15 protein-coding genes and 1 tRNA gene are annotated in these 15,091 nt (G+C 56.1%); 7 read left to right on the forward strand and 9 right to left on the reverse strand.

Translation table 11 applies throughout. From position 1 onward, the window contains the following. The first annotated feature begins 138 nt into the window (after nt 1-138). From ACLPGZ_RS08265 to ACLPGZ_RS08275, 3 genes are all read left to right on the forward strand, one after another. Nucleotides 139-279 carry a hypothetical protein gene (locus ACLPGZ_RS08265; protein WP_022983530.1) on the forward strand — a complete coding sequence of 47 codons (141 nt, stop codon included), beginning with the start codon at nt 139-141 and terminating at the stop codon, nt 277-279. After that, nucleotides 269-1,192: a prohibitin family protein gene (locus ACLPGZ_RS08270; protein WP_080655542.1), complete on the forward strand. Its 924-nt coding sequence runs from the start codon at nt 269-271 to the stop codon at nt 1,190-1,192. The genes ACLPGZ_RS08265 and ACLPGZ_RS08270 overlap by 11 nt, the downstream gene beginning before the upstream one ends. An 89-nt stretch (nt 1,193-1,281) precedes the next feature. Then, on the forward strand, nt 1,282-1,641 hold the full coding sequence (locus tag ACLPGZ_RS08275; RefSeq protein WP_254002790.1) for a DUF4870 family protein: 360 nt from the start codon (nt 1,282-1,284) through the stop codon (nt 1,639-1,641). 32 nt (nt 1,642-1,673) lie between these two features. On the opposite strand, the gene ACLPGZ_RS08280 is transcribed toward ACLPGZ_RS08275, so the two are convergent. The 3 genes from ACLPGZ_RS08280 to ACLPGZ_RS08290 form a co-directional block, all read right to left on the reverse strand. Continuing rightward, on the reverse strand, nt 1,674-2,657 hold the full coding sequence (locus ACLPGZ_RS08280; protein ID WP_239055226.1) for an AraC-like ligand-binding domain-containing protein: 984 nt from the start codon (nt 2,655-2,657) through the stop codon (nt 1,674-1,676). 211 nt (nt 2,658-2,868) lie between these two features. Then, nucleotides 2,869-3,939: a nitrilase gene (locus ACLPGZ_RS08285; protein ID WP_060185692.1), complete on the reverse strand. Its 1,071-nt coding sequence runs from the start codon at nt 3,937-3,939 to the stop codon at nt 2,869-2,871. A 221-nt stretch (nt 3,940-4,160) separates the two neighbouring features. Continuing rightward, nucleotides 4,161-4,418 carry a hypothetical protein gene (locus tag ACLPGZ_RS08290; protein ID WP_088450882.1) on the reverse strand — a complete coding sequence of 86 codons (258 nt, stop codon included), beginning with the start codon at nt 4,416-4,418 and terminating at the stop codon, nt 4,161-4,163. A gap of 113 nt (nt 4,419-4,531) precedes the next feature. On the opposite strand from ACLPGZ_RS08290, the gene ACLPGZ_RS08295 reads away from it, so the two are divergent. Next, nucleotides 4,532-5,125, forward strand: a complete 594-nt coding sequence (locus ACLPGZ_RS08295; RefSeq protein WP_035271432.1) for a phenylacetic acid degradation protein PaaY — start codon at nt 4,532-4,534, stop codon at nt 5,123-5,125. A gap of 242 nt (nt 5,126-5,367) precedes the next feature. Here ACLPGZ_RS08295 and ACLPGZ_RS08300 read toward each other — a convergent pair whose 3' ends face one another. The 3 genes from ACLPGZ_RS08300 to ACLPGZ_RS08310 are packed head-to-tail and all read right to left on the reverse strand — an operon-like array spanning nt 5,368 to nt 9,111. Then, nucleotides 5,368-6,372 carry an extracellular solute-binding protein gene (locus tag ACLPGZ_RS08300; protein ID WP_083054036.1) on the reverse strand — a complete coding sequence of 335 codons (1,005 nt, stop codon included), beginning with the start codon at nt 6,370-6,372 and terminating at the stop codon, nt 5,368-5,370. Between the two features lie 16 nt (nt 6,373-6,388). Continuing rightward, nucleotides 6,389-8,056, reverse strand: coding sequence for an ABC transporter permease (locus ACLPGZ_RS08305; RefSeq protein WP_115634110.1), 1,668 nt, complete (start codon nt 8,054-8,056; stop codon nt 6,389-6,391). A gap of 5 nt (nt 8,057-8,061) precedes the next feature. Then, nucleotides 8,062-9,111, reverse strand: coding sequence for an ABC transporter ATP-binding protein (locus tag ACLPGZ_RS08310; RefSeq protein WP_429641124.1), 1,050 nt, complete (start codon nt 9,109-9,111; stop codon nt 8,062-8,064). A gap of 656 nt (nt 9,112-9,767) precedes the next feature. On the opposite strand from ACLPGZ_RS08310, the gene ACLPGZ_RS08315 reads away from it, so the two are divergent. From ACLPGZ_RS08315 to ACLPGZ_RS08325, 3 genes are read left to right on the forward strand one after another with little or no spacing between them, the layout of a single operon-like run. Then, nucleotides 9,768-10,886 carry an NAD(P) transhydrogenase subunit alpha gene (locus ACLPGZ_RS08315; RefSeq protein ID WP_026484257.1) on the forward strand — a complete coding sequence of 373 codons (1,119 nt, stop codon included), beginning with the start codon at nt 9,768-9,770 and terminating at the stop codon, nt 10,884-10,886. Nucleotides 10,887-10,890: 4 nt separating this feature from the next. Beyond that, entirely contained in the window at nt 10,891-11,211 is a 321-nt protein-coding gene (locus ACLPGZ_RS08320; RefSeq protein ID WP_009457776.1) for an NAD(P) transhydrogenase subunit alpha part 2, read from the forward strand. Beyond that, the gene (locus ACLPGZ_RS08325; protein ID WP_088450874.1) at nt 11,208-12,644 is read left to right on the forward strand and encodes an NAD(P)(+) transhydrogenase (Re/Si-specific) subunit beta; all 1,437 of its coding nucleotides are present in this window, start codon (nt 11,208-11,210) and stop codon (nt 12,642-12,644) included. The genes ACLPGZ_RS08320 and ACLPGZ_RS08325 overlap by 4 nt, the downstream gene beginning before the upstream one ends. 82 nt (nt 12,645-12,726) lie before the next feature. On the opposite strand, the gene ACLPGZ_RS08330 is transcribed toward ACLPGZ_RS08325, so the two are convergent. The 3 genes from ACLPGZ_RS08330 to ACLPGZ_RS08340 all read right to left on the reverse strand — a co-directional run bounded on the left by ACLPGZ_RS08330 (nt 12,727) and on the right by ACLPGZ_RS08340 (nt 15,090). Beyond that, nucleotides 12,727-13,062 carry a hypothetical protein gene (locus ACLPGZ_RS08330; protein WP_035270874.1) on the reverse strand — a complete coding sequence of 112 codons (336 nt, stop codon included), beginning with the start codon at nt 13,060-13,062 and terminating at the stop codon, nt 12,727-12,729. Nucleotides 13,063-13,404: 342 nt separating this feature from the next. Further along, a tRNA-Arg gene (locus ACLPGZ_RS08335) sits at nt 13,405-13,481 on the reverse strand. Between the two features lie 163 nt (nt 13,482-13,644). Continuing rightward, the gene (locus ACLPGZ_RS08340) at nt 13,645-15,090 is read right to left on the reverse strand and encodes a sensor histidine kinase (RefSeq protein WP_088450870.1); all 1,446 of its coding nucleotides are present in this window, start codon (nt 15,088-15,090) and stop codon (nt 13,645-13,647) included. Nucleotide 15,091 lies beyond the last annotated feature (1 nt).

Raw genomic sequence — 15,091 nt, forward strand, 5'->3', positions numbered from 1 at the left:
CGCAATGGCGTCTGTTCAAGATTTGTTACCAGCAATACTGTCCATTTGTCATATTTTGACGCTTCTTTTCTGAGCGTGACAGAAGGAATCGGGGATAATTGCGCTCTGACTGAAATCTAGTGGGAAGACTGAAGCGTCATGCGTATCATCTTGATTTTGTTGGGGGCCGCTGTGCTGGCCTACCTGATTGCCAAAGGCATACGGCAACTTATGGTGGAACGTCGTCAATTAAAAGACCAGACGCGTCAGCCACATAAAGGAAGCCGTGATGAGCACTGATAAAAATCCATTTACGAAACTGGCTGCTAAAACAAAGCCAGAAGGTGGCACTGCCAACTACTCCAAGGGACTGGGTTTCCTGGGAGCGGCGGTTGTTATTTTCCTGATCCTGATCGTGGCCTCCATGGGCTCGTTCTTGCAGGTAGACCAGGGTGAACGTGGCGTGGTGCTGCGTAACGGTAAGCTGGTTCGCGTGGCCGAACCTGGCCTGGACTTCAAGGTTCCGTTCTTTGACACGGTACGTACCATTTCGGTACGTGATCACACGGTTCGCATGCAGCTTGAGGCGTACAGTTTTGACCAGCAGTCCGCCTCCATGGTGGCTTCGGTAACGTATCGCGTGCCTGAAACTGATGTGGCTCAGCTGTACTCCGAGTACGGTTCACTCGATGCCCTGGAAGCTCGCTTGCTGGAACGTAAGGCTCTGGACGTGATCAAGAACGTGTTTGGTAAGTACACTGCTGCTCAGTCGATTCAGAATCGCGAGAAGCTGGGTGCTGACATCAACGAAGCCATGCGCGTGACCCTGGAGTCCGCTCCATTGCAAATGATGGGTGTGCAGGTTGAGGAAGTGTCGTTCTCCAAAGCCTACGAGCAATCGATTGAAAACCGCATGTTGGCCCAGGTTCAAATTGAAACCACCCGCCAGCAAAAAGAAACTGCTTCCATTCAGGCTGAAATCAAAGTGGTTCAGGCTGAAGCAGAAGCCCGCGCTCAGCGCGAACGCTACATGGCTGAAGCTGACGGTATTCGCCTGCGTGGTGACGCCGAAGCCAAGGCCATTTCAGCCAGGGCCCAGGCATTGGCTCAGAATACCAATCTGGTCAATTTGAATGCTGTGGAAAAATGGGACGGTAAGTTGCCAGAAAGTCTGGTTCCCGGTTCCGCCATGCCATTTATTGGACTGCGTTAATCTCCAGGCAGTCACTGACCTGAACAGGTTTTCTTCGGTAGCGTTACGGGATAGGTAACGCTACCGTTTATTTTTCCAAGGAGTTACGGATGAATGAGGAAAGGAACCCGGTCCCACAAGGCGACGGTACAAACCAGTTGGTCAGTCTGCGTAATCTGACTCTGATCAATTACGCGCTGTACATCTTGTCCATGTTTGGCGGCATCACCGCCCTGGTCGCCATCATCATCAACTACATCAAGCGCGATGAAGTGCGCGGCACCTATCTGGAATCGCACTTTGATTGGCAAATCCGTACGTTCTGGTGGGGATTGGTCGGCGTGGTGCTGTCTTTCTTGTTGATGGCGATTCTGGTTGGTTTTGTGACCATCGTAATTGTCAGCGTGTGGATTCTGTATCGGCTGATCAAGGGCCTGCTGGCTCTGAATGACGGCAAGGCGATTGCCTGATCGCCGGATCGCCGGACCGCCGGACCGCCGGATCAGATAGGCATCGTGTTTGTTTGGACCTGGGCCCGCATACTTTCGCGGGCCTCTTTAGGCGGCACACCAAAGCGCTGCCGAAATGCCCGGCTGAAATGGGCAGAGCTGCTGAAGCCCCAGTGATACGCAATTTCAGTGATGGTCTTGTGGTGATGGGCTAGACGGCGCAAATCCTGTTCAGCGCCTTGCAGGCGCATGGACCAAATCCAGTTTGTCAGTGAATCGGCCTCGCCTTCCCAGGCGCGATGCACAGTGCTGGCTGTCAGGCCCAGGCGATTGGCAATCTTGCCTATATTCAGCTCGGGGTCGCGCAGATTCTCCAATACATAGGCTTTGATCCGGTCGCGCCGCACGGTTCCCGTATCGTCCTTTAAGGACGGGCTGCCCAGATTCTCGGCCAGCGCTGCCACCAGAATACCGACCAGGCTGTCGGCAAGTGATAGATCCACAATAGGTCCGCCGGTTGGCGGGCAGGCCATCAGTTCGCTCACCATATAGGCGAGCAGGCGTGCCGTGCCGGATTGGGCGCTGGTTATTTTGCAGGCTGTCATATCTTCGGCATTGCGCAAACGCTTGCGCAGGATGGAGCCGGGCAAAGACAGGACATACTGCTCAAAGTCCTGGTCAAACAGGAGTTGATAGGGGCGGGTGGAGTCGTACAGGGCCAGATCGCCGGGTTTCAGCTTGGCGATCTTTTCATCCTGAACTAGTTGTCCCGCTCCTGCCACTTGAATACTGAGCAGAAAAATATCCTCGGACGCTCTGGAAATTTGCAGTGGCGTGCGCAGCACGGTCTGGGTGGTCGAGGAGATACGAGATAGGCTGACCTCTGCCAGTTCACGTCGCGTAATGGCCCCGAAGAAAGGGGTAGCGGAACGGGAGGGGACGGCGCATTCCAGCTGCACATAAGCTTTGTTGACGGCCTCCATCCAATAGGGGGCGCGCCGGGTAGCGGGAACTGCCGTGGTGGACCATTGCTCCATTGATGATCTCTCCGTCGTGGGTCCAAAGGCTGACGGCAGGGACTGCGATCAACTGGACTGACTAAGTATCAGGCAAGATCTTTGGTTTGAGCCAGACCAGAAAGAGTGGCGGGGGACGATAATTTCCGACCAGGACGACGCGGATGCAGGACCGGGGAGCAGAAGGAATCACGGCCCGGGCAAGCTGTCCGGGCCTTGTCATCTCTTGGGATCAGGACGGCTCTTGCACGAGCAGTGTGTCCGAGTCCTGGGGATGGCTGATAGCGACTGAGGTAGCCGTACTTTGCACACCTGGCTCGGAAGCCTCTGCCTTGGTCACGCTTTTGGAGTGCACCCGAGTCATGGGTTCTCGGTGCCCCAAGTCCAGCACCAGACGGGTGGCTTCAGGTTTGGAATAGTGGCCCACGGGGTCATTGATCGCCTTGGCGAAGGCAATCTCCTCCATATCCAGATCGGCAATGATCAAGCCCTCGGCATCGTGAGGCAGGTAGGGAGCCAGTGTACGTCCGTCCGGTGCAAAAATCATGGAGCTGCCACCGCCCACTTTCAGCAAAGAGGCGTTGTGCTCACCCACTTCCAGCATGTCTAGCGTCTCTTGAGTAACCACACTGCTGGCGGCGATGGTAAAGCACTGGCCTTCCACCGAATAGATTTGCGAGGCGGCCATGTTCACCTTGGCACTGAGGGCGTGGGCCTGTTCGCTGTATAGCGAAAACGACGGCCAGGCAGCAATGTGAATGGCTTCATGCTGGGAGTACAGCGCGTACTTGCTCAAGGGTGACAAATGCTCCCAGCAGCATAGAGCGCCGACGCGTCCCAGTTCTGTGTCGGACACAATCAGATCGCGGGCATAACCCTCACCAAATACGGTGCGCTCTACATGCGTGGGTTTGAGTTTGCGACGTGACCATAGCATCTCGCCTTTGTCGTCGATCAGGCATTGGCCCAGATACAGGCTGCCACCGCTGCGTTCGCTATAGCCCAATGCGATGAAAATGCCCAAGGTTCGCGCAGCCTGGGCAATGCGCTGAAACTCTGCACTGTCCAGCGAGAGTGAATTGGCATAGTAACGAGCACTGTATTTCAGTGACCAGGCCGGCGCACCTAGCCAGACGTGGAAGGGATAGCCTGGCAACCAGGTTTCACCAAATACGATCAGGTCGCAGCCTTCATCACGCGCTTGTCGAGCCAGTTCAATGGTTTTATCAACACCTGCTGCCAGGTCGTAGTTGGGAGAGGCGGCCTGTACGGCGGCTGCCCGGACGATTTTCCTTGTCTGCATACATCCTCCTTGTCGCGGTATCCGCGATCTTGATCGCCAGGCCGTGCTGCTTACAGAGCCCGGCCATCCTGTTTTGTGTCAGTTTAGGAGGGGAGGGCAGTGCTGAATTGACTGACAGGCGCAGAAGGCTTGACTGAGAGTCGCAGACGTGGGGGGCAGGAAGCCCTCAATCCTGACCCGGATGTCCGTGCAGTGAACGAGAAAAGTGCGGCTCGTCTGGCTTAAAGCGCGAAACTGTATTGCACCGTCAACCCCAGGCCCACGACCCACAAAATCAGGGGGACAGGGCGCATCAGCAGGCCGGGAATGGCACGCAGGATAAAGCCGATCAGGCGGGTGAACAGCCAGAGCAGGGGCGGCGATTGATCTTTTTCCTTCATATAGATAATGCCTTGCGACAGCAAAAAGGACTGCGACAAGTAGGCGGCGTAAAACACCATGCCCAGGGAAAAGGCCAGCCAGTAATACAACATGCTCATAGGATGCAAAAAGAAAGAGTACGGCGCATTATATCGGTCTGCAGCAGCTATGATCGTATTTTTGGCCGGACCTTGGGCCGGCTGTGGGTGCAGGCTTTTTGTACGAGGCAGGTATGCAAAATATTTATTCTATTGATGGGCTGGTGCCAGTGGTTCACCCCACGGCCTATGTTCATCCTACCGCTGTACTGATTGGTGACGTCATTATTGGCGAGGGCGTGTATATCGGTCCTTTGGCCAGTTTGCGCGGAGACTTCGGGCGCATCATCATGAAGGCCGGTTCCAATATTCAGGACACCTGTGTTATTCATGGCACGCCTTATCAGGACACGGTGGTGCATGAGGATGGCCACGTCGGGCACGGTGCCGTGCTGCATGGCTGCGTCATTGGCCGCAACGTGCTGGTGGGCATGAATGCGGTCGTCATGGACGCGGCGGATATTGGTGCAGACAGCATTATTGGCGCCATGGCCTTTGTGAAGAAAGGGATGCAAGTGCCGCCACGCAGTCTGGTGGCCGGGTCTCCCGCGACGGTGGTCAAAGAACTGGATCAGAAAGCCATTGATGGCAAGTTTTTCGGTACACGTATGTACCAGCGTCTGGCCCAGCGTTCACTGGCAACCATGCAGCGTGTGGAGCCTTTGACCGAAGTGGAAGCCGATCGCCCACGCCTGCGTGAAGATCAGATTTATCCAGTGGATAAATGAGGCAGCTCTGTCTTTCTCCAGGCTTGTTGCTTGCCGAGCGCAACGCAGTTTCGGAGCCGGTCTGAGAGTGCTTGGGATACGTCACCCAGCAGCCGTTTTTGCTCACGTATTTCAGGCAATAAAAAACCCCTTGAGGGCCGGATGAGAATCCAGCATCAAGGGGTTTGTCCATTCAGTGCGGACCAGCAGGCGGGTGGGGCAGGCCCACCACGCATTGCTGTTGCGCTCTGAATTTCTCCGGCTTATTTGCCAGCTGCAGCCAAAGCCTGTTTCCAGGCTTCGATGACCGTTTCGTACTCGGCAGCAGCCTTCAAAGGATCGATGTTGGCCACTTTGATCTGATCCAGGTTAGGCAACTTGGTCAGCTCGGCCACATTGATGTCGCTGCGAGTAGGACGGCGGAAGTTCTCCACCAGTTCAGCTTCCTGTACTTCTTTGGAGAGCAGAACGTCGACCAGTTTGCGAGCCGCTTCCTGGCCGTTCTTGGGGTTCTTGATCACGGCCACGCCTTCAGGAGCAATGAAGGTACCGTCTTCAGGGTAGATCAGCTCAATGCCTTTCTGACCACCGGCCACGTAGGCGTAGGCCGCGTATTCCATGGTCACGCCCAAGGGGTACTCGCCGTTAGCCACGCTTTTGTAGACCTGGCCCGAGCTCTTGGACACGATCACATTGGCCGCCAGCTTTTGCAGGCCTTCAGCACCGTACAGTTGGTAGATGCCATAGACCTGGTCGTAGGCGCTGCCCGATGATGCTGGGTCACCAATAATGACCTTGCCTTTCCACTGAGGATCGAACAGATCGGACCAGGTTTTGGGAGCGGCCTGGCCTTTCAGTTGACGTTCGTTGGCCATGATGACCATGACGTGGGCGTTGGAGCTGGTCCACAGGCTGTCCTTGCCATGAAAAGCTTCAGGAATGGCCTTGTTCTCGGGCGATTCGTAGGCTTCGAAGTTCTGCTGGAAAGCGGCCATGGTGCCGTAGCCAGTGCCCCATACCACGTCACCCAGCGGGTTCTGTGCTTCGGCTTCGATACGCTTCATCAAGGCACCAGCGCCGGAGGTCACTTGTTGAATGGACAGGTCAGACGCGGTCTTGCGAGCAATTTCCAGCGCCGTATCAATGGTTTGCACATTGTTAGGCGTGTACATCACGGCATTGGCGGCCATGGCGGCACCGGACAGGGACAGGGCGCCGACACTGAGGGAGAGTGCCAGACCAGTTTTCAGAAAACGTGTAGTCAGCATAGTGAGCCTTTTTAGATTAGCGGCTGGAAAACAGATCCAGCTTGAGAAAACGGATAGCCAGATAAATCGGCACCAGAATCACGACCATCAAGATCACCCCGTAAGCCGAAGCGCGGGCCAGGAAGCCGGCGTCGATCTGACGGAACATCTGGATGGGCATGGTCTCCATACCACCGTAATACAGCACGATAGTGGCGGAAATTTCAGCCAGCGAAGTGACCCACATCAGGATGGCCGCACCCAGAATGGCGGGCTTCATCAAGGGCAGAACCACTTTGAAGAAACTCTTGAAGGGGCTGACACCCAGGTTGATGGAGGCCTCTTCGATAGAGTCGGGAATGTTGTAGAGCGAGGCCGAGGCCGAGCGAATGGAGAAGGGCACTTTACGCACAAAGTACGCACCGGCCATGATCACCCAGGTGCCAGTCAGCACCAGCATGCCGCTGTTGTAGGTCTGGATCAGGGCAATACCCAGCACGGTGCCGGAAATGGCCAAAGGCAGCATCACCATATAGTCCAGCGCGGTGACCACGAACAGGCGCTTTTTCACGATCAGGTAACTGCAGATCGTGGCAAAGCAGGTGCCTGCAATAGTGGCGACACTGGCCAGCATCAGTGAGTTCAAGATGGGCTCGGGAGCGTAGCGCAGGGCACGCTCCATATTGTCCAGCGTGAAGGTGCCGTATTGCATGACCGGGCCGCTGGCTTTGGTGAAGGCACCAATCAGCACGATAAAGGCCGGAATCAGCGAGAAGGTCACAAACAGCACCGCACCAACGGTCAGCAAGATGCCGGCCAGCCCTTGAGCACGAACCGGACGTGGGGCGCGGCCTTGCTGCATCTGGAAGGTCTTGCGTTCCAGTACCCGTTTCTGAATGAATAGCACCGCACCGACCAGAATCACGGACACCACGGCCAGCACACCTTGCATGGTGGGGTTACCGCTCATCTCGGACAGGAAGGTGGTGTAGGTCAGCGAGGACAGCACATCGACCTGACCGCCCAGAATCATGGGGATGGAGAAGTTGTCCACGGCCAGCGTGAACACAATCATGGCATTGACCAGCAGGGCAGGCATCAGTACCGGGAAGGTGACGCTGAGCGCGCGCTTGAAATTGCTGGCACCCAGGTTCACGGCGGCTTCTTCCAGCGTGCCGTCAATGGCCTTGAGCGCAGCCAGCATGCCGATATACACATAGGTGTAATCGTTCAGGATCAGCACATAGGACATGCCAAACCAGCCGTAGAAACTGGGCAGGTCAATACCAATGCTTTCCAGGGCCAGACGCACCACTCCGTTATTGCCCAGCAGCATCAGCCAGGCCTGCGAGACGATGATGTCCGGCAGCACAATGGTGGTCAGGGGCAGGATGGCCACAATGGCCTTGCCGGGGAAGTCGTAGCGAGCCACCACATAGGCCAGCGGCGCACCCAGCAGCAGCGTCCCTATCGTGGAGATCAGCCCCAGCTTGATGGTGTTGAAGAAGGCCTCAACATAGCGAGGGTCGCTAAAGAAGGTTTCAAAGCCGTGCAGGCTGGGCATGCCCGTTGCCGGGTCGATCACGCTTTGATAGAACAGGGAGGCGAGTGGCCATACAACCCAGAACACCAGCACCACCAGACAGACCAGGGCGGGCAGGAACCAGGGAGAACGAAGGGCCAGGGGTCTTGCAGCAATAGCCATGGGTCTTACGCCTCGACCAGTCGACATTCAGGGCTAAAGCTCAGGTTCACCGAAGCACCTGCAGACAGATGCGGGTCCTGGGCAGCGGCAACGTCGGCAATAATTTGCTTACCATCGCTCAGTTTCAGGCTGTAGGCCGTTTTGGTTCCCAGATATTGGCGAGCCACAACCTGGGCCGGAATGCTGCTAGCCTGGGCTTCGGTATGCAAAGTGATGTTTTCAGGGCGCACTGCCAGCAGTACCTGGCCGGCAGGCGGCGGGTTGTTCACCATGATGTGTCCACCGGCAATGCTGACGGTGGTGTGATCAGCTTCCACATGCACGCCCAGGGTGTCGATCAGGTTGGCCGCACCAATAAAGTCGGCAGCATAGGCAGTGCGTGGTGTGGAGTACATGGCTTCGGGGGTATCGAGCTGGTCGATACGGCCCTGACGCAGCAAGGCAATACGGTCCGACATGGACAGGGCTTCTTCCTGATCATGCGTCACGAAAATAGCCGTGATATTGGATTCCTGCTGCAATTCGCGGATGACCTGGCGCATTTGAATACGCAGCTTGGCATCCAGGTTGGACAAAGGTTCATCCATCAGCAGAACACGGGGTTCGATCACCAGGGCGCGGGCCAGGGCTACACGCTGGCGTTGGCCTCCGGATAGCTCAGCCAGGTAACGCTCGCCCATGCCACCCAGTTCCACACGCTCCAGAATGTAGGCGACTTTTTTCTTGATCTCGCTGCTGCTGACTTTGCGTACCCGCAAGCCGTAAGCCACATTGTCAAACACGGTTTTATCGGGGAACAATGCATAGTCCTGGAACACCATGCCGGTCTCGCGCTTGTGCGCGGGCAGGTAGGTAATGTCTTCCTTGTCCAGAAACAGGCGGCCTTCATCGGGGATGATGAAACCGGCAATCATGCGCAGCAAGGTTGTTTTGCCGCAGCCGCTGGGCCCTAATAAAGTGAAGAACTCGCCATGCCGGATTTGCAGGCTCAGTTCATTGATGATGGTATTGTTGCCGTAGCGTTTCACTACGTGATCGATGTGGATGTCTGCCATGGGGATAGATCAGCCTGGGACTGAGTAGTGCAGGTAAACCGCGCATCAAGGGGGCGGTTGCCTAGGCTTTAAAAAGAAGTGGTTCAGCGGCCAGTAGCGACGCAAACATCACCGGGGCGTGAACACGAACATTAATTACAAGTTAGTGACAAGTTTTATAGGAAGTTGCTATCTTAGCAGCAGGCCAATGCTTGTAGTTTTAATTATCAGGCGTCTAAGTCCGTAGCAAAGGCTGATCTACTCAGTGTTACCCAGTGGGCAAGCAAAAAAAATCCCGTCGAACAGGCATCATATTGCGATAATCAGGTGGTAGTAATGTGTCTTGCTTTTTCGTCTAAAGCGGTCTAGTGCGGGTCGGGGTTTCTTGTGTCAAATAAAGGCCCTTATAGTGAGTTCAAAAAGAATGACAGTTTCCTGCAAGGGGCAGGAGTGGGAGAGGGACACTAAAGGGTAGGTTTCTATCCTGTTCAGGCCGGTCTGCACCAGGCCTGTTTTTTGCACATCCGAATTTATAGATGGTGTTCCGGTGTTGAGGGCAAACACACACCGGGCCGGAGAGGTTGTTGGGTCGTGTCCACGTGGTGACAGACTCACCCATCCGGGTACTGCACGTCGTCAGAGATCGTAGAAGTTAGTTAATTAACTGGAGATTGAAGATGCGACTGGGTGTACTAAGCCCCCGGGGGACCGGGGAAAAGAGGGTAGCGGCCACGCCCGATACCATCAAGGCTTACCGCAAGGCGGGCCATGATGTGATTATCGAGGCGGGTGCCGGACAGGGGATTGCCAGCTCGGATGCCGATTACGAGGCAGCAGGGGCAACGATAGGAGATCCCTATCAAGCCACCGTGCTGCTGGTAGTGGGCCCGGCTGATGTGGATTCGGCGCGTTTGCGTGCCGAGCATGTGGTCGTCGGTATGCTGGACCCTTACGAAAGTCAGGGTTTGGACAGGCTGGCTTCTTCGGGCTGCCAGGCGTTCGCCCTGGAGCTGATCCCGCGTACCACGCGGGCGCAAAGCATGGACGTTCTGTCCTCGCAGGCCAATATCGCGGGTTATGCCGCTGTGCTGAAAGCAGCCACCTTATATCCCCGATTCTTTCCCATGATGATGACCGCGGCGGGTACCGTCAAAGCGGCCCGTGTCGTGGTGCTGGGCGCGGGTGTGGCCGGTTTGCAGGCGATTGCCACGGCACGTCGTCTGGGGGCGGTGGTAGAAGCCTCTGATGTGCGTCCTGCCGCGCGTGAGCAGATCGAGTCCTTGGGCGGCAAGTTTATTGATGTGCCCTACGAGACCGATGAAGAGCGCGAAGCGGCACAAGGGGTAGGCGGTTATGCCCGTCCCATGCCCGCTTCCTGGTTGCAACGGCAGGCGGCGGTGGTGGCGGCGCGTTGCGCCCAGGCTGACGTCATCATTACTACGGCCTTGATTCCGGGGCGGCCCGCCCCGCGTCTGATTGCCGAGGAAGTGGTGCAGTCCATGCGGGCAGGTTCGGTCATTGTTGACCTGGCTGCGGCCCGTGGCGGCAACTGCGCCTTGACCGAAGCCGACCAGATTGTGGAGAAATATGGCGTGACCCTGGTGGGCGAGACCAACTTCCCGGCCCGTGTGGCTGCGGATGCGTCTGCCTTGTATGCACGCAATATTCAACAGTTCCTGGGCTTGATGCTCAAGGATCAGTCTGACGAGCTGCATATCCCTGCGGACGACGACATTGTGAATGCCAGCCGTGTTGTGCAGGGTGGCAAACGACTCTTTCCACAGCAGGGAGCCTGACGCCATGGATATTATTTCTCCCCTGGTCATTAACCTGATCATCTTTGTGTTGGCCATTTACGTGGGTTACCACGTGGTCTGGACAGTAACGCCCGCTTTGCACACGCCCTTGATGGCGGTGACCAACGCGATTTCGGCCATCATTATTGTGGGCGGGATGCTGGCAGCGGCCCTGACCGAAAGCCCTTGGGCGCAGGCGATGGGCATTATTGCCACCGCGCTGGCCTCGGTAAACGTGTTTGGTGGTTTCCTGGTAACCCGCCGCATGTTGGAAATGTTCAAAAAGAAGGGCGCTAAAAATACGCCCAAGGAAGGGCAGTCATGATTTCCATGAATACCGTTACCTTGTGCTATTTGCTGGCCTCGGTGTGTTTCATTCAGGCCCTGAAAGGCTTGTCGCATCCAGCCAGTTCGCGTCGTGGCAATCTGTTCGGCATGGTGGGGATGGCCTTGGCCATTGCGACCACAGCCGTGCTGATCTATAGCCTGGCTCCCGAAGGCAAGGAGCTCTCTGGCCTGCTGCGGGTTCTGATTGGTCTGGTGATTGGTGGCGTGCTGGGTACCGTCATGGCACGCCGTGTCGAGATGACCAAGATGCCGGAACTGGTGGCCTTCATGCACAGCATGATTGGTCTGGCGGCGGTGGCCATTGCGATTGCCGTGGTGCTGGAACCCGTGGCCTTCGGGATTGGTTCGGCCGAGGTGGCTCTGCCCATGGGTAACCGTGTGGAGCTGGCTTTGGGCGCGCTGGTCGGTGCCATTACCTTCTCCGGTTCGGTCATTGCGTTTGGCAAGCTGTCGGGCAAGTACAAGTTCCGACTGTTCCAGGGTGCCCCCGTCACCTTCAAAGGTCAGCACATGCTGAACCTGCTGCTGGGTCTGCTGGCCCTGGCCTGCGGCGTGGTTTTTGTGATGACGCAAGCATGGTGGGCTTTTGGCGTGCTGTTGGCCTTGTCCTTCCTGTTGGGCGTGATGCTGATCATCCCGATTGGCGGCGCAGACATGCCCGTGGTGGTGTCCATGCTGAACAGCTATTCGGGTTGGGCGGCAGCAGGGATTGGTTTTTCCCTGAACAACTCCATGCTGATCATTGCCGGTTCGCTGGTGGGTTCCTCCGGTGCGATTCTGTCTTACATCATGTGCAAGGCCATGAACCGCGCCTTCTTCAACGTGATTCTGGGCGGTTTTGGTGCCAATCCGGAAGCGGCTGCGGGTGGTGCAGATCAGGGCAATCGTTCGGTGAAATCCGGCAGTGCTGAAGATGCCGCGTTCATGATGAGCAATGCCGAGTCCGTGGTGATTGTGCCTGGTTATGGTTTGGCCGTGGCCCGTGCTCAACACGCCTTGAAAGAGCTGTCGGACAAGCTGACCAGCCAGGGTGTGAATGTGCGCTACGCCATTCACCCGGTCGCCGGTCGTATGCCTGGCCATATGAATGTCTTGCTGGCCGAGGCCGAAATGCCTTACGAGCAGGTCTTTGAAATGGACGACATCAATAGCGAGTTTGCTCAGACCGATGTGGTGCTGGTGTTGGGGGCCAACGACGTGGTCAACCCGGCCGCCAAGAACGATCCGGCTTCGCCGATTGCGGGCATGCCGATTCTGGAAGCCTACAAAGCCCGAACCGTGATCGTGAACAAGCGCTCCATGGCTGCTGGTTATGCTGGTCTGGATAACGAGCTGTTCTATATGGACAAGACCATGATGGTGTTTGGCGATGCCAAAAAGACCATCGAAGATATGGTCAAAGCGCTGTAAGACGAGTCCGTCTTCGCGCTGGCAGTAAAAAGCGCTCTGGTTCCTTGCGGGCCAGAGCGCTTTCTTGTTGAGTAGAGCGAATTTAGAACTTGGGGCCGGAGCGCAATTGCTCGCACATCTGCTTGCGCTGCTCGGCAGTGGCTTTTTGCAGATCCTGACGGCCACGGTCCAGGCCTTGCTCAAAGGCTTTATCAAAGTCCTCGTCGTTCAGGCCCATGCTTTGAATGGAAGACTTCTGCTGTTTTTTCATCTCATCAAGCTGGGTCTGGCTGTAGTCACCGCAAACTTCGGCGGCAGCGTGCATGGCTCCGCCCATTTGCGCCAGTTGAATGGCAGGGCCGCTATCCTGGGCGTAGCTATTGGCGCTGGCCAGAAGGAGGGCCGCTAAAGGCAAAAGAAGTTTTGTGCGCTCAAACATGGTCAATCCTGTCGATTAAGAAGAGGTCCGCGCAGACGCTGTGGTCTAGCAAGAGCAGGCAGGCTCTGTCTGGGCGGAAGTCGCTACTTTACACCGCTTGTCCCGTGGCGGTTGAGGGCGCAGGGGCAGGAAAGTGCAACAGACATTGTGCCCGGTCTGCAGTCGTGGAGTTTTGATCTGTTTGCAGGTAAGCGGCGGTATGCAGGGTAAAAGCAGCAGGCAAAGAAAAAGCCCTGATGACATCGTCATCAGGGCTGATCTTTTCAGAGTCTCATCCATTGGGTTTGACCCCACGAGTTCTAACTCTGGTCGCTGATTTCCGTGAAGAAATCAACTTGAATATGGCGCGGCTGGCAAGATTCGAACTCACGACCCCTTGGTTCGTAGCCAAGTACTCTATCCAACTGAGCTACAGCCGCTAAAGAAGTGAAACTATAGCAGACTATTTATCTGCATGGCAAGCCTAAAAAGCATTTTTCTAGAAATAAATGCAAAATAGTTTGGAAAAGCACTAAAAATCAGGCTTGGAGAGGGGCCGGAGCCCCTTGTGGCACAGATTTAACCCGGCACTTTGTAATGTCTTTATCCTGCTGGCTGCAAGGGCAAATGGATGCGTACACAAAAACGCTGTTCCTGGTGTCCAAACTCCAGCCGTCCACCATGGGCGCGCAGGGCTTCATCGCAAATACTCAAGCCCAAACCATAGCCCCCGGTGGAGCGATTGCGGGAGGTCTCCAGGCGGTAGTAAGGGCGCAGGACCTTGGCTTGCTCGTCCAGAGGAATGCCGGGGCCATCGTCGGCCACGGTAATGATGTATTCCGTCGCTGCTTTATGTGCGGAGATGTATACGTGCTGCCCGTAGCGCAAGCCATTGGAGATCAGGTTTTCAAGGCAACGGCGAAAGCGCTGAATCTGTATGTTCAGAATGGCCGGTTCCAATTCTGCCAGCGCGATGCTTTCTCCCAGGTCCTGACGATTCACGCTGACTGCCGTCAGCAGGGCGGCAAGATCGACTTCGGCAAAGGCTTCGTCAGAGGTCTGAAAGCTCATCAGTTCCAGCGTGGAGTTGACCAGTTCATTGAGCTGTTCCACATCCCGCTTCAGGCTCAGGCGCAAGGCCTCGTCCTGCACTTTCTGTACGCGCAGCTTCAGGCGTGTGATGGGTGTGCGCAAATCATGGGATACGGCCGAGAAGAAATAGGCGCGCTCTTCAATATGTTTTTGTACGCGCTCCACCATATTGTTAAAGGCCACGCCCAGCCGCTTGAACTCTTTGGAGCCGCCCAGCTGTATCTTTTCCTGATTACGGTTCACATCCATTTCCAGCACGCTTTTTTCCAGCTTTTTCAGTGGCCGAAAAATGAAGTTCAGGCACAGGGTCAGGGCGATGACCACCAGAATCAGGCGGAAGAAATAGATGCGCAGGAAATAGTCGTAGGTGAATTTCAGATTGCCGATGGAACTCCAGCCCTGGTTTTCCACCACATGCAGTCGCCAGTGCTGGCCATTGGACAGCTTGAATACGGCGGAGAAAGACACATCCACCAGATTCAGTTCGCGCGAAAAGGTGTCCAGCAAAGGAATGCCCGCCTCCTTGTCTGTAGGTCTGGCCTTGTTCACCGACAGCAGATGAAAATTCTTGCAGGCTCCGGTGCGCTCTTGAATGACTTTTTCAAAGAACAGCCCAAAGTCCTCCCCCATATTGGACTGGTAATCCAGTGGCAGATCTGCGCTGACGGGTGTGGCGGATACGCCTGACAGAAGGCTGGGGTCAATGTCCGCGCCATGGGCCAGCTGGGACTCGGCATATAGATACCAGTCTGAAAAACGCACGGCAGCAATACGGGCCGGGGTTTCTATCAAGACCTGCCGGCGCATTTGCGACCACATGGTGCCGGTCAGAATCTGGGCCACCAGCAGCCCCACGACTACGACCAGAGTGATCTTGCTGCGTAATCGTTCGGGGTAGAAAAAACAGAAGCTGCGGCGCAGTTTCTCCGGCCACCTGCTTGAGGGTGAAACAGCCATG

Source organism: Alcaligenes sp. Me129 (assembly GCF_050487245.1).
Lineage (GTDB): Bacteria > Pseudomonadota > Gammaproteobacteria > Burkholderiales > Burkholderiaceae_B > Alcaligenes > Alcaligenes phenolicus.

Excerpts from the sequence above, each read along its gene's own strand:
- ACLPGZ_RS08265 (WP_022983530.1), top strand. The coding sequence starts at position 139 with ATGCGTATCATCTTGATTTTGTTGGGGGCCGCTGTGCTGGCCTACCTG.
- ACLPGZ_RS08270 (WP_080655542.1), top strand. The coding sequence starts at position 269 with ATGAGCACTGATAAAAATCCATTTACGAAACTGGCTGCTAAAACAAAG.
- ACLPGZ_RS08275 (WP_254002790.1), top strand. The coding sequence starts at position 1,282 with ATGAATGAGGAAAGGAACCCGGTCCCACAAGGCGACGGTACAAACCAG.
- ACLPGZ_RS08280 (WP_239055226.1), bottom strand. The coding sequence starts at position 2,657 with ATGGAGCAATGGTCCACCACGGCAGTTCCCGCTACCCGGCGCGCCCCC.
- ACLPGZ_RS08285 (WP_060185692.1), bottom strand. The coding sequence starts at position 3,939 with ATGCAGACAAGGAAAATCGTCCGGGCAGCCGCCGTACAGGCCGCCTCT.
- ACLPGZ_RS08290 (WP_088450882.1), bottom strand. The coding sequence starts at position 4,418 with ATGAGCATGTTGTATTACTGGCTGGCCTTTTCCCTGGGCATGGTGTTT.
- ACLPGZ_RS08295 (WP_035271432.1), top strand. The coding sequence starts at position 4,532 with ATGCAAAATATTTATTCTATTGATGGGCTGGTGCCAGTGGTTCACCCC.
- ACLPGZ_RS08300 (WP_083054036.1), bottom strand. The coding sequence starts at position 6,372 with ATGCTGACTACACGTTTTCTGAAAACTGGTCTGGCACTCTCCCTCAGT.
- ACLPGZ_RS08305 (WP_115634110.1), bottom strand. The coding sequence starts at position 8,056 with ATGGCTATTGCTGCAAGACCCCTGGCCCTTCGTTCTCCCTGGTTCCTG.
- ACLPGZ_RS08310 (WP_429641124.1), bottom strand. The coding sequence starts at position 9,111 with ATGGCAGACATCCACATCGATCACGTAGTGAAACGCTACGGCAACAAT.
- ACLPGZ_RS08315 (WP_026484257.1), top strand. The coding sequence starts at position 9,768 with ATGCGACTGGGTGTACTAAGCCCCCGGGGGACCGGGGAAAAGAGGGTA.
- ACLPGZ_RS08320 (WP_009457776.1), top strand. The coding sequence starts at position 10,891 with ATGGATATTATTTCTCCCCTGGTCATTAACCTGATCATCTTTGTGTTG.
- ACLPGZ_RS08325 (WP_088450874.1), top strand. The coding sequence starts at position 11,208 with ATGATTTCCATGAATACCGTTACCTTGTGCTATTTGCTGGCCTCGGTG.
- ACLPGZ_RS08330 (WP_035270874.1), bottom strand. The coding sequence starts at position 13,062 with ATGTTTGAGCGCACAAAACTTCTTTTGCCTTTAGCGGCCCTCCTTCTG.
- ACLPGZ_RS08340 (WP_088450870.1), bottom strand. The coding sequence starts at position 15,090 with ATGGCTGTTTCACCCTCAAGCAGGTGGCCGGAGAAACTGCGCCGCAGC.